This is a genomic window from uncultured Aquimarina sp. (assembly GCF_947492115.1).
GTDB lineage: Bacteria > Bacteroidota > Bacteroidia > Flavobacteriales > Flavobacteriaceae > Aquimarina.
In genome coordinates this window covers 497,848-510,861 of sequence record NZ_CANLMM010000003.1, presented here as the reverse complement: position 1 = coordinate 510,861, position 13,014 = coordinate 497,848, and the positions used below count along the sequence as shown (strand labels likewise).

General features: G+C 33.1%; 12 protein-coding genes. 2 read left to right on the top strand and 10 right to left on the bottom strand.

From position 1 onward, the window contains the following. Window positions 1–56 precede the first annotated feature (56 nt). The 9 genes from Q1A73_RS11680 to Q1A73_RS11640 form a co-directional block, all read right to left on the bottom strand. On the bottom strand, window positions 57–1,028 hold the full coding sequence (locus tag Q1A73_RS11680; protein WP_299605639.1) for an alpha/beta hydrolase: 972 nt from the start codon (window positions 1,026–1,028) through the stop codon (window positions 57–59). A 23-nt stretch (window positions 1,029–1,051) separates the two neighbouring features. Then, window positions 1,052–1,462, bottom strand: a complete 411-nt coding sequence (locus tag Q1A73_RS11675) for a nuclear transport factor 2 family protein (protein ID WP_299605636.1) — start codon at window positions 1,460–1,462, stop codon at window positions 1,052–1,054. A gap of 54 nt (window positions 1,463–1,516) precedes the next feature. Continuing rightward, window positions 1,517–2,077, bottom strand: coding sequence for a TetR/AcrR family transcriptional regulator (locus Q1A73_RS11670; protein ID WP_299605634.1), 561 nt, complete (start codon window positions 2,075–2,077; stop codon window positions 1,517–1,519). An 85-nt stretch (window positions 2,078–2,162) separates the two neighbouring features. Further along, entirely contained in the window at window positions 2,163–3,425 is a 1,263-nt protein-coding gene (locus Q1A73_RS11665; RefSeq protein ID WP_299605631.1) for a POTRA domain-containing protein, read from the bottom strand. A gap of 58 nt (window positions 3,426–3,483) precedes the next feature. Then, window positions 3,484–4,746: a POTRA domain-containing protein gene (locus Q1A73_RS11660; protein ID WP_299605628.1), complete on the bottom strand. Its 1,263-nt coding sequence runs from the start codon at window positions 4,744–4,746 to the stop codon at window positions 3,484–3,486. Between the two features lie 62 nt (window positions 4,747–4,808). Further along, a complete protein-coding gene (locus tag Q1A73_RS11655; RefSeq protein ID WP_299605626.1) occupies window positions 4,809–5,546 on the bottom strand; it encodes a hypothetical protein in 738 nt (245 codons plus the stop codon). After that, the gene (locus Q1A73_RS11650; protein WP_299605623.1) at window positions 5,539–6,537 is read right to left on the bottom strand and encodes a glycoside hydrolase; all 999 of its coding nucleotides are present in this window, start codon (window positions 6,535–6,537) and stop codon (window positions 5,539–5,541) included. The genes Q1A73_RS11655 and Q1A73_RS11650 overlap by 8 nt, the downstream gene beginning before the upstream one ends. Before the next feature lie 36 nt (window positions 6,538–6,573). Then, a complete protein-coding gene (locus tag Q1A73_RS11645) occupies window positions 6,574–7,461 on the bottom strand; it encodes a hypothetical protein (protein WP_299605620.1) in 888 nt (295 codons plus the stop codon). 66 nt (window positions 7,462–7,527) lie between these two features. After that, a complete protein-coding gene (locus Q1A73_RS11640; protein WP_299605618.1) occupies window positions 7,528–8,238 on the bottom strand; it encodes a DUF547 domain-containing protein in 711 nt (236 codons plus the stop codon). A 310-nt stretch (window positions 8,239–8,548) separates the two neighbouring features. On the opposite strand from Q1A73_RS11640, the gene Q1A73_RS11635 reads away from it, so the two are divergent. Further along, the gene (locus Q1A73_RS11635) at window positions 8,549–9,850 is read left to right on the top strand and encodes an FAD/NAD(P)-binding oxidoreductase (protein WP_299605615.1); all 1,302 of its coding nucleotides are present in this window, start codon (window positions 8,549–8,551) and stop codon (window positions 9,848–9,850) included. A gap of 3 nt (window positions 9,851–9,853) precedes the next feature. Beyond that, window positions 9,854–11,491 (top strand): 4Fe-4S dicluster domain-containing protein, encoded by a 1,638-nt coding sequence (locus Q1A73_RS11630; protein WP_299605613.1) that lies wholly within the window; start codon window positions 9,854–9,856, stop codon window positions 11,489–11,491. 78 nt (window positions 11,492–11,569) lie between these two features. On the opposite strand, the gene Q1A73_RS11625 is transcribed toward Q1A73_RS11630, so the two are convergent. Further along, window positions 11,570–12,847, bottom strand: a complete 1,278-nt coding sequence (locus Q1A73_RS11625; RefSeq protein ID WP_299605609.1) for a HAMP domain-containing sensor histidine kinase — start codon at window positions 12,845–12,847, stop codon at window positions 11,570–11,572. Between the last annotated feature and the right edge of the window lie 167 nt (window positions 12,848–13,014).

Genomic DNA, 13,014 nt, shown 5'->3' with positions numbered 1-13,014 from the left:
CAAACAAGGATCTAGTAATAAAAACTAGATCCTTATTCTTTTAAAATAACTATTATTTATAAAACCTTATGTAAAAATGCTCTCATTTTTTTAATAATAGATTCGCTCTCTTCTTCTAAAGCAAAGTGTCCAGTATCATAAATATTATAATCAATATTCTTTACATCTCTTTTATAAGCTTTTGCTCCGCTTTCGGGAAAAAAAGCGTCGTTCTTACCCCAAACAATTAATAGTGGTGGTTGATTATCTCTAAGATATTTTTGCCATTTTGGATATAACTTAATATTATTTTGATAATCATAAAACAGATCTAAATTTACCTTGTGAGCATTCGGTCTAGACAATCGTAAGTAATCCAAATGCCAAGTATCGGGGTTTACATTCTCTGGGTTTCTGGTTCCATGAGTATATTGCCATTCCAATCCTTCTAATGAAAATACTGGTAATAAAGCCTCTTCAGTTGCTGAATTCCGATTAGCCCAAAATACTCTAAGATCTTTCCAAGCAGGTCCTAATCCTTCTTGATATGCATTCCCATTCTGATTGATGATTGCCGTTACTCTTTCTGGATGTTTTGTAGCTATCCTAAATCCTATAGGAGCTCCATAATCCTGAATCATTAATGCATACGAAGTTAGTCCCAACTTTTCTAAAAAAGTATTAATCGTATTTGCAAGATTATCAAATGTATATTCATAATCAGTTTCACTAGGGAAGTCGCTATTACCAAAACCTGGATAATCAGGAGCTATCAAATAGAATTCATCAGATAATTGATTTAATACCTTTCGATACTGGTGTGAAGAAGCTGGAAAACCATGTAATAATACGACTGCTGGATTTTTTGGATTACCCGCTTCGCGATAGGCTAGTTGTACTCCATCTACATTGATTTTTTTATATTTCACACTATACGCTTCAGTAACTACATTATCATTACTAATAAAGCTTAGGTCAGACCCCAACATGCTACTTGTAATAGTTAATATTAGGATTAAAACCAGATGTTTTGTTGTTTGAATTTTCATTTTGTGTATGTATTTAAATTAGATTATAATTTTCTGTCAGATGCTGATATTTCTAGATCATTGATACTTGCGTATCTCTTTTTCATAAGACCATTTTCATCAAATTCCCAATTCTCATTACCATAAGCTCGAAACCATTGTTCCTTATCATTTTTATATTCATATTCAAATCGAACTGCAATCCTATTTTCCGTAAAAGCCCACAGCTCTTTTTTCAATTTATATTCCTGTTCATTCTTCCATTTATCGGTTAAAAAATCTTGTACTTCTTCTCTTCCATTAATAAATTGATTCCGATTTCTCCACTCGGTATCTTCGCTATATGCCTTAGATACTTTGATTGGGTCCTTTGAGTTCCAGGCATCTTCTGCCATTTGTACTTTCTGTTTTGCTGTCTCCTCTGTAAACGGAGGTAACGGATACTTTTTTTCCATGATGATTTTATTTATTACCGAACGTTCGGTATAATTACTATTTAAAAAAATATGTTAGCCTATATAGTATTTTCTTATTTCTTCTAAAGTTTCTAAAAACAACGAATTATCAGACATTGCATTAGATACCACCAAACTTCCTTGTATACTAATAAGACCTCGTCTGGCGACCTTAGAAGATGTTTGCTTATCTAACCCAAACTCAAATCCGAAATCAGAAAAATGTTGAATCCAGGATTCCATTTCGGATTTTATTTTTTCTCCAAAAATCTCCATTCCGGATTCCATAGATAGTGATCTTAATACACAAGTTTCTTTTCCTTGATCGTATAACTCACTAATTTTTTGCAATACTAATTCTAATCTTTCTTTTGGTTCTTTAGTTGTATCCAAAAGTACTTTATAAAGATTTGTTTGTAGCCAATCCGAAGAATAAGACAGTACAGCTAAACCTATTTGTTTTTTACCTTCAGGAAATCTATGATACAAACTCGCTTTCTTAAGACCAGCTCCTTCCGCTAATTCATTTAAACTAGCACCTTCATACCCTTTAGTCCTAAATACTTGATTCAGGCCTTCTATTAACTGTTGATCATCTACTTTTACTGGTCTCATAACGTTGCAAATGTAGCCTTTTTTAGTTTTTTACCAAACGTTCGGTTTATTATTAACTTGTTTTTAACACTAAAACATTATTCTTCTAAAAATATTGACCTATTCCGAATACGAAACCATTAGTAGCATCTTCCGTAACTCCATATCCATAATCGATTCTAAAAATCGCATTAAAAATTCGCTTATGCATAAAACGTAACCCTACACCTGGATAGACTCTAAAATTTTGAGTATCTCCAAAATCTCCAAAATCTCCTCCAGGATTTCGCCAACTTCCACCATCGACAAAAACATTACTTTGTAATACAAACCAGTCTTTATCCATCAACGTATGCCTATACTCTGTATTGAGAACTATGACTCCAGTACCTCTATCAATGGTATTACCAACTCCTCTAATATTCAAATTGTTATCTACCGCAAATGGTGCAAAAGGGGATTCATCATTACTAGCCAATCCTACACGTAATCTCGATGCCCAGTTTCCTTTTTTACCAATTCTGTGATAATACATAAAATCGTTCCATCCTATTAAAAAGTCAGGGAGTACCTCTTCTGTACTGATTACATATTGAAAATTCGCAACGCTTCTAAATCCAGAAACATATTGGAAATAAAAATCTAAGTTATTGTATTCGTAAATTCCTTTGAAAAGTAATTTATTTACGTCAAAATCTAAGGGAACATCTGGTGCTGTTGCTCCGGTTCTATATGTATAATCTTCATTAAAATAGTTAACACCTAATTCAATCCTATTTTGAAAATTAAACTGGTATAATCCTAACAGTTCATAGGAAGTGTTGTTATATTTATAATCTGCCGTACCATTGTCTAAAAACACAGGCTCTTGTGTAGTGAGACTCTGATAATTAAATGCTAAACCAAACTTTTTGCTAAATAAAAAAGGGGCTCTTATATTCACCCCAAACGAACTATAAATATCATCTTGATAGAAACCTCCCAAAGCCACATTTTGCCCAAACAAATTAAATTCATACAATCCCACTCTAAAAGCAAATTCATCGTTGTTAGTGGTATATACATTAGCGCTAGGAATGATCGTAAAATTTTCTTCTACTCCATACACCACCTTATAACCGTTTTCCTTTTTATGTACCTGATAATAGGCATGCGCAATGCTTGGCAATCGTTTTAATCGTTTGATATCTTCTTCTATTTGAACAGAATCCAGCACATCACCTTCTCGAATAGAGTTCAATTTTGCAATGGCTCTCGTTTTTGTTTTTTTATTTCCCTGAATAACGATTTCGGAAATTACATTTTCCTGAGCGTAGCCTAAACAACAAAAACAAAAGGTTATGAAGACAAGGGTAAGTCTTATTCGCATTTAGTTGTAAATATTTGAAGCAATTTCCTAACAAAGGTACGTCTTATTACACTGCAAATCAAAAATATTGGCCAATTCCAAAGGTAATTCCGTTGGTTGCATCATTTCCAATTCCGTAACCGTAATCTAATCTAAAAACTGCATTAAAAATTCGTTTATGTATGAATCGTATTCCTGCTCCAGGATAAAACCGTAAGGTACTACCATCTACCAGTTCTACTAAATCTCCTCCAGGGTTTCTCCATGTTCCCGTATCTATAAAAACATTACTTTGCACTACAAACCATCCTTTTTCGTATAAGGTATGCCTATATTCTGTATTTAATACAATTGCAGCAGTACCTCTATCAATCGTATTTCCAGCCCCTCGTATGTTTAATTGATTATCTACTGCAAAAGGAGCAAAAGGGGTATCATCATTCGATGCATATGCTAATCTTAGACGATTTGCCCAGTTCCCGCGTTTTCCGATTCTTCTAAAATATTCAAAATCATTTCTTCCAATAAAAAAATCATCCAACAAACCTTCTCCACCAGTTACAAAACGGAAATCCAATAGACTTCTAAAACCTGAAACATACTGATAATCGATATCAATATCGTTATATTCATATTCTCCTCTGTACGCAATTTTATTAGCAGAAAGACGGGTTGGAATTTCAGCAGGCAGATTCCCTTCTATAAAATCATATTCCTCTTTAGAAATATTAACACCAACCTCAGCTCGGTTATGAAAATCAAACTCATATAAAAAGTTCAATTCAAACGCTCTTGTATCAAACTTGTAATTGATGGTATTATTATTTTCTAGAAAAATAGGTTCTTGCGAAACAAGATTTTTATAATTAATACCTATCCCAAATTTATTGGTGAATAGGTATGGTGCTTCCCAATACCCTCCATAAGAATCAAAAACATCTCGCTGATAGAAACCTCCAAATATTTGATTTCTACCAAATAGGTTAAATTCAAAAAGTGAAACTCTATACGCAAATTCTCCATTATTGTCTGTAGCAATACTTAAGCCTGGAATAATGGTAAAATTCTCTTCGATAGCATATGTGATTTGATATCCGGAATCTTGATTTTTCTGCACTACAACTTCGGCATTTGCTACACCAGGAAGTCTTTTCAATCTCTCAATATCTGTTGCTACTCTTAAAGAATCGTAGGTAGATCCTGGTTTTACCTTTACCAATTTTCTAATAAAGGATTCCTTGGTTCTTTTTAAACCGGTAATTTGTAATTCTGAGACAACAGTTTCTTGAGAAAAACTTCCACAATACGCAAAGAAAATCAGTGCTATTAAGATGTTCTTCATAACATTTTTTATCATCGTAGACGCAAAATATGTTATGATCTTACAGGAAAATCTAAATAAAATTAAGGTTGAAATTCTTTTTGTATCAAAAGGTTTACCCAATTGTCTTCACTTACCCCCATTAGTGTGAAATTATAAGAGTTCATAGGATCTAACTGTGGTGGTGTTCCCATGGTGATATTAAGCACTACATTTTCAGTTTTATAATACTGAAATTGTTTCTCAAAAGTATATGTTCCAGAAAGTAGTTCGTTATCACTATCGGAAACCACCTGAAAGTAGATAGCATTATCATCAAACACCTCATCTTGCCAAGAAAATACTGGCATATTGTCTGTTGCTAAATCGATATTTACCTGACTTGTAAATTCAGTTGGTTTCGTCTTATGCTTTAATCGAATTGGATTAGATAAGTGTAGTTTTTCTTCTTCAAAAAAAGTAATAATTACCCATTTCTCTTCATCTGTATTTCTAGTAAACTTTCGAAGATAGCCATTAAAAAAATCCGTCGATTCTATCAGGATTCTTTGGTAATTACTGTAATCGTTTTTATCTACATCGATATCAGAGGTTTCATAATATCTAATATCAGTTGCTTCGGGTCTCGGATAAACGTAAGCAATGATACTATTTTCATCAGATTCAGATCCAGAAGCACATGCAATAACATTATCTACTTCTATATCATTAGAACTTACTAATGTCGCTAAAGTAGCATTCAATGCTATCGTATTTTCATCACTGTTGCAAGCATATAAAATGCAACATAGAAGACATACGATATAATTGTTTTTACTCATATTTATACAACTTCTGAATTAGCTTTTCTGATGGTTTGTTTTGTATGGTAAACCTATTATTCTCTTCACCTCCTACCTTTTCATGATTATGATACCATTTCCACAAAAAACCACCAGCAAACCAAGGTTCTTTCCAAAACTCTTCATACAATGCTGTTAATGCATTATTCTGACCTTGCAGATCTATATTTCCTTGTACTCTGTTTGAATCCCAAGGTTCTTTTCCTGTAAAATGTACACTTCGGTATCCATATTCTGTAAACAGTACAGGCTTTTTCACCTCAACTTGTACATTTTCTATCTTCCTTTTATGCACTTGCCAACCTTTTCTTAATTCTTCTACAGTTGGTGTTTTGCTTTCTGAAACTGGAAAATACGCATCAATCCCTATATAATCCAACTGATCCCAAAAAGGTACTTTAGCAAACTGATCCCAATTCTCTGCATAGGTCAGCTTCCCTTTGTAGACTTCTTTGATTTTTTGAATCAATTGATTCCAATATTTTGGTCTTTTTTGCACAAAACTGTGTAATTCGGTACCTATACATAACACAGGAACTTTAAGTTCCTCTGCTAATTGAGCATACAACATAATAAATGCTTCATATGAGTTCTGCAAGGTTTTCCAGTCTTCTTCGGAATCCATAGAAATATTACCTGTAAATTCTCCTCTCCATACCCAAATCTGTGGTTTTAGCATTACTTTGATTCCTCGCTGATTTAGTAATTCAATCGTACGCTTTGCTCCATCCGCTCTTTCTCCCCACCATTGTCTTTCTATATTAAAAACTACTGTTGGTTCTTTCAGGTTTTTCACAAACCCAAAGGGCATCACTGCAGCCCAATTTGCATTTACACTAACTACAGGTTCTATATGTGTTTCATCAATCTGATTTGGTGAGGCTACAAAACTTATCCCGTTCATTTTTGGTTCCTGTCCAGAACAGCTACAAAAAAAAGCGAAAATCAGCGGCATAAAAAGATGTCTCATATCAATTTTTTATACCGCTGAAAATACAATATTATCTTAGAAAACCGCTCTTAACCCAATGTTAAAAGTTTCTCCTAAACCTGTTCTATCTCCTCTAACAAAATTAGTATATAAGGCTTCTATATTCAGTTCTTTTGTCAATTGATACTTAGCACCTCCGCCTAGTGCAGTGAAATTCTGATCAAAATCATTCCCTAAATCAATCAATTCTGAATGCTGTGCTAATGCTAATACTGTAAATTTAGAACTTGGAAAATAACTAAAAAATACTCCAGGCGTTAAACGTAAACTATCATTAGCAAAACTATCTTCTTCATCTCCAAAATTTAACTCAGAATTCAATTCTCCAAAAATCTGAAATTTGTTTCCAGGAAATGTATAGTCGTAAAAGAAACGGTTTTGCCAAATAAATCCATTTTGATCAAGGAAAACACCATCTTCAGTTTCATTATCCACTAGCGGAATAAAAAATGAACTTTGAATAGAAAAGTTATTTACATTCTTAAGAGGTACAAATTTTACCGATGGTGCAATAGATGTTAATCCTGATCTTGCAGAACCTCTTTCTCCATCAAATTTAAAGACATCCAAAGCATCTCTTCCTCCAACAGCATTTGATCTAAATTCTAAAATAGCACCAATATTCCATCTTTTATTATTTCCAATTCCTGTGTAAGCTTCTAAAGTACTTGTAAAGAAAGTATTTCTAGGAATGTCTCTTTCTTCTCCGTTAGGTCCGAAAAGATCTTTAGTTTCCGTATATAGGTTATTAAACCACTTAATATCATACTGACCTTTCCCGATTAATTTAGAGGGTGTTAATGTTTGAATTACCGAACCCTGATCATCATCATCCTGTGCAAAAGCAAAAGAAACGGTTAATAAGAGGCAGAAAGCGGTTATAATGTTTTTAGTAAATTTCATGATTACAATAGGTTATTAAAAATTAGTTTAGGTTATTATTTGATGTTAACCTTATATTATGATTTGTTATTTAATGATATTTAGAGACCAGTTATATGGATAGTAAGAGATTCTCGCATTTGAAGGGATCTTTTCTTTTCTAAACTGATTTACGTAATCAATTTCGGATCCGTTCTGAGTAAAATCACCTTTATACCACTCGAAAATTTGAGAAAGCTGTACTTTCTTACCTTTTACTTTTATAAAGTTTGGATTGTTTAATGCTATCGTGGTCTGGCGTTGTAATTGTTTATCTAATAAAGCTGGTGTATACGCTTCTGATATTATTGGAGGACATCCTAACCCTGCACAAACTAATGCAAAATGGAAACGTGGTTCTTTTGGGAAATTTTTACGTAGTATCTTATTCTCCAAATCATTTAGTGTAGTTTCCTTACCTGCTAACGTATATTTAGTTTTATCAAAAAATCCTTTAATCTTTAGTGGAGATTTTGTTGGAAAATTATTTACAATTCCTTTAATAACAGATAAATTATACCCATTAATGTAAAATGCCTGAAAGGTTTTTGGATCACTTTTAGAAACACTTATAGTCGCTGCCATATCTAATAGCTCATTAAGAGTTTCTGGGTTACTTTTTATTGTTTTATAATCTACTCTACCATCTGTAACATGCTTTTTAAAAAAGGCATCAGATTTAGTAAAGAATTCCTTTGTACTTTGAGAAAAACTATTTGTTATAGTTAATAATGTTAGTATATAAAGTATTTTTTTCATGACTAATTTTTTTACTTCTTACATATGAAGTTGTGTTTACATTTAAGTTTATAATTTACCTTGGTAACGGGCATTGAGTCGAAGCCTTTCTGAGCTACTTACAAATTATTTTCAAAAAACCATTCGGAAAGTGCACTTGTGTTTTATGAAGTAAATGCCGTTCGAATTCAAAAAGAAAACTTACAAAACCTCAGCTTTTTAGATTAATTCTAAATTATTGAAGCTGTTTAAGTTCTTATATTTATATACGACTTACGCACAGAAGCTTCATTTTAAGAACTAGAATTAAAATCAACTAACATAAAACTCTATGGAACATATTGCAATAATCGGCAACGGAATTTCTGGTGTGACAGCTGCAAGACACATCCGGAAAATGTCTGATAAAAAGATTACCCTGATCTCTGGTGAGACGGATTATTTTTTCTCCCGTACAGCTCTTATGTATATATACATGGGACATATGAAATTTGAACATACACAACCCTATGAAAACTGGTTTTGGGAGAAAAATAGAATAGAACTAAAGAAAGGATTTGTTTCTAAAGTAGATCATGAAAATAGTCAATTAATCTTCGAAAACGGAGAGAATCTGCAATATGATAAGCTCATCATAGCTACGGGATCCAAACCAAATAAATTTGGATGGCCTGGTCAAGATCTGGATGGAGTAATGGGAATGTATCATAAACAAGACTTAGAAAATCTGGAAAAATATGCTCCTAATAAAACAGTTTGTAAAAGAGCCGTCATTGTTGGTGGTGGACTTATTGGAATTGAATTAGCCGAAATGCTAAATTCCAGAGGTATTCCAGTAACGTTCTTAGTTAGAGAAGATAGCTTTTGGAATGGTGTGCTTCCCGCAGGAGAGAGTGGAATGATTAATAGACATATCAAGAATCATCATATTGATCTTCGTTTAGGTGTAAATCTGAAAGAAATAAAGGCTGATGATCATGGAAAAGTAAAATCTATTGTAATACAAGAAACTGGTGAGGAAATTGAGTGCAATGTTGTTGGTTTAACGGCTGGAGTATCTCCAAACGTAGATTTTTTGAAAGATTCTGGTATAGAACTAGGAAGAGGTGTAAAAGTGAATCGTTTTTTGGAAACTAGCATTCCAAACATATACGCTATAGGTGATTGTGCAGAACAGCATGAAGCTATTGGAAATAGAAGGCCTATCGAAGCTGTATGGTATACCGGTAGAATGATGGGTGAAACCGTGGCGCAAACCATATGTGGAAACAAGTTAGAATACAAACCAGGACATTGGTTTAATAGCGCAAAATTTTTAGATATCGAATACCAAACTTATGGATGGGTATTTGGTAGACCCAAAGAATATGAAGCACAATTTCATTGGATACATGAAAGTGATACCAAATGTGTAACTGTGTCTTATCATAAAGAAACGAGAGAGTTTTTAGGAATTAACACTTTTGGAATTCGCATGCGCCATGAAGTATTCGATCGATGGCTAACAGAAAAACGAGATGTAGATTACGTAATAGAGCATCTTCCTGTGGCGAATTTTGACCCTGAATTTTACAAACATTTCGAAAAAGATATTTTAAACGCTTTTCAGAAGCAACAAACCGTAAACGCATAAATCATGGCAGTAGAAAGAAATATGGCTTTAACAGGACAACCGCCTAAAAGTCTAAATACAATACAAAAGATCGGTGTTCTTATCGGAATGTCTGGACTTTTAATCCTATTATTAGCAACTTTTAATGTTAATCTACCGAATCAAGCATTATGGTTAACGGTATCGTTAGTGGCACTAACCACTGGTATTATTGTTTTTTCAAAAGGAGCTTACGATAAAAAATTGGAAGGAATAAAGAATGATGGAGTATGGTTTAAATCCATGTCTTCTCGTGGAGTTCTGGCTTGGATTGCAGGAGTATTCTTAACAGGTTTTTATATCGTTTTATATTTTTATGCAGAGCTTTTAGGTCTTGGGCAAGGTGCCGATGGAGCTAATACGGGATTGATTGGATTATTTGATCCCTTAAGTTATGCCTTAAAGAATGAAAAAGCGAGCGAATGGTTTGTATATGGAACTTTATATACCGTTGCAATCATTGCGTTTGGGGTCAAATTTATGATGAAATACAAACATAATCGCTACGAGCAATTACGTACAGTTAGTGTAATGTTTTTTCAAACTGCATTTGCATTTGTGATCCCAGAATTAATGGCACGTTTAAATTCAGATGATTTTTCTTTGCCTTATAATGATATAAAATTAATGTGGCCATTAAATTATTATGCCTTTGATCAATGGAGAGTGGATCAGTTTATTAACGCACAAACGATTGGACTGTTCTTTTTAATACTTGCTGTACTAATGGTTTTTGTAATCTCTCCTTGGCTTACTTATAAATACGGAAAAAGATGGTATTGTTCTTGGGTATGTGGTTGTGGTGGATTAGCAGAAACTGCAGGTGATGCCTTCCGTCAGTTATCTGACAAAAGTGTTAAAGCATGGAAAATTGAACGCTGGTTGATTAATGCAGTACTTGTATTTGCTGTAATTTTTACAACAGCTGTAATCTCTACCTATCTTGGATATGATAGTACTAAATATTGGTTTACGAAAAATAGTTTTCTTATATCCTCTGGAGCGTTCTTAGTTATTGTATTTGCGGCAGTTGTGTATTGGAAACGTGACCAATTAAAAAAAGATGCTTTTATAGGAGCTACAGTATCTTTAGTTATCACCTTAGGGTTCTTTGTGTTATTAGCTTTTGTAGATATTAATAACATAAAAATTAACGCAAGTTATTTGTCTTTTGGGTTAAACACAAAAGAATATGGACTTGCTGATGGCTTACGTAGTTTCTATGGCTTTGGTATTGGATCTATTTTCTCTGGTGTTATTGGAACTGGATTTTATCCAATACTCGGTAATAGAATATGGTGTCGCATGGGATGTCCTATGGCAGGAATTCTGGGAATTCAACAACGTCTTTTCTCTAAATTCAGAATCACAACCAATGGTGGTCAATGTATTTCTTGCGGAAACTGTTCTACCTATTGTGAACAAGGAATAGATGTTCGTGCGTATGCCCAGAAAGGTGAAAACATTGTACGATCTAGCTGCGTCGGATGTGGAATTTGTTCTGCAGTATGTCCGAGAGGAGTTTTGAAATTAGAAAATGACAGCTTAGAAGGAAGAATTAACTCTAACGATGTTTTATTAGGAAATGATGTTGATCTCATGAATTACGTAAATAATAAATAGTAATTATTACTAGTAGTCATAAAAAAACAGCCTAAAAGATAGGCTGTTTTTTCGTTATAGTATTTTTTTGTTTAGTCATTAAGCGCTCATTGTATGTGGAAAATAAAGATTAATTGTGGTTCCTTTATTATATTCACTTTCGATCTCTAAAACTCCATTCTGCTTTTCTACAAGTTTTTTAGCTATACTCAAACCAAATCCAGTTCCTTTTTCATTTTCTGTTCCTGCCGTAGAATTATTTTTATCTGTTGTGAATAGGCGAAATAGACTATCAGTATTCATACCTATACCTTTATCTTCTATCGCTATTCGTATTTTACCTTCCATTTTTTCTGACTTTACAATGATATAGGAACCTCTATGAGAAAATTTGATCGCATTGGCTATTAAATTTCTCATTACAGTTTCCATCATAGCAGGGTTTATGGTAATTTTTAAATCTTCTGGAAGCTTATTAATAAGGCTGATTTGTTTACGTTTTCGTTTCATATCCGAAAACTTAAATACTTTATCTACAATCGTTGACACTTCTTTATCTTCTAGCAATACCTGAGATTGTTCTTTGTACATATGTCCCCATTCTAATAGATCCTCTAACAATTGGTTTCCTTTACTCGCAGATTCTTTGATCATTGCTTTGATCTTTGTCTTCTCCAGTTCATTTTCAGCTTGATCTACCATATCAATTAACCCTTCTAATTGATAAAATGGTGTTCTTAAATCGTGTCCAATAATTCTAAATAGATCATCCTTAGATTGGTTCATTTCTCTAAGCTTATCATTCTTTATACTAATTAGTCTGTTCGCTTCTTTCAACTCTCGAGATAGTTTTACCAAAATTCGTTGACAGAAAAAGGCCATTAATCCGCCACCACTTACGATAACTGCATAAAAAGCAAGCTGAACCAATGGAAGTTCTGGATATCGGAATGCACAAAAACCTATAAATATGAAATTAAAAACCAGTAATGAAATGATATGTCTAAAATGTACTAGCATACCTACCGCAAAAAGTAATAATGATACTATAACTTCAACTTTAAGAAAAAAAGATTCGATAGCAAACGCTGGATCATTAACTGCCCAGAACATGGTTGACATCATCAATAACACTACTGAATATACCGATGTACCTAATAAAGTTGATTTTTTGATATGAGATGTAATATATAATACCAAGGCAATGGACACAATAATAAGATTTACCACACCACGATAAAAATATAAACTCACTCCTCCGTTATAATACTCTGCTAATGCGTCAAGAATTACTCCTGGCATTACGATAAAGAGGGTCGTAAATAAAACTTTATCAAATTTGAAAAGACTTTTGGTTTTTTGGGGCGAAACACTCATAATCTTCTAAATTTTATTAGAAAGCCTTGATGATTGTGATAATATTACGACACTAATATAATGTGTTTATATTAGAAAACCAAATAAATTGTGTATTTCATCCTAATAAATATGTATTTCATCGATTAAACAAAAATAAAAATGTAAGAAATTTACTCTTAAAAACA

Excerpts from the sequence above, each read along its gene's own strand:
- Q1A73_RS11680 (WP_299605639.1), bottom strand. The coding sequence starts at position 1,028 with ATGAAAATTCAAACAACAAAACATCTGGTTTTAATCCTAATATTAACT.
- Q1A73_RS11675 (WP_299605636.1), bottom strand. The coding sequence starts at position 1,462 with ATGGAAAAAAAGTATCCGTTACCTCCGTTTACAGAGGAGACAGCAAAA.
- Q1A73_RS11670 (WP_299605634.1), bottom strand. The coding sequence starts at position 2,077 with ATGAGACCAGTAAAAGTAGATGATCAACAGTTAATAGAAGGCCTGAAT.
- Q1A73_RS11665 (WP_299605631.1), bottom strand. The coding sequence starts at position 3,425 with ATGCGAATAAGACTTACCCTTGTCTTCATAACCTTTTGTTTTTGTTGT.
- Q1A73_RS11660 (WP_299605628.1), bottom strand. The coding sequence starts at position 4,746 with ATGAAGAACATCTTAATAGCACTGATTTTCTTTGCGTATTGTGGAAGT.
- Q1A73_RS11655 (WP_299605626.1), bottom strand. The coding sequence starts at position 5,546 with ATGAGTAAAAACAATTATATCGTATGTCTTCTATGTTGCATTTTATAT.
- Q1A73_RS11650 (WP_299605623.1), bottom strand. The coding sequence starts at position 6,537 with ATGAGACATCTTTTTATGCCGCTGATTTTCGCTTTTTTTTGTAGCTGT.
- Q1A73_RS11645 (WP_299605620.1), bottom strand. The coding sequence starts at position 7,461 with ATGAAATTTACTAAAAACATTATAACCGCTTTCTGCCTCTTATTAACC.
- Q1A73_RS11640 (WP_299605618.1), bottom strand. The coding sequence starts at position 8,238 with ATGAAAAAAATACTTTATATACTAACATTATTAACTATAACAAATAGT.
- Q1A73_RS11635 (WP_299605615.1), top strand. The coding sequence starts at position 8,549 with ATGGAACATATTGCAATAATCGGCAACGGAATTTCTGGTGTGACAGCT.
- Q1A73_RS11630 (WP_299605613.1), top strand. The coding sequence starts at position 9,854 with ATGGCAGTAGAAAGAAATATGGCTTTAACAGGACAACCGCCTAAAAGT.
- Q1A73_RS11625 (WP_299605609.1), bottom strand. The coding sequence starts at position 12,847 with ATGAGTGTTTCGCCCCAAAAAACCAAAAGTCTTTTCAAATTTGATAAA.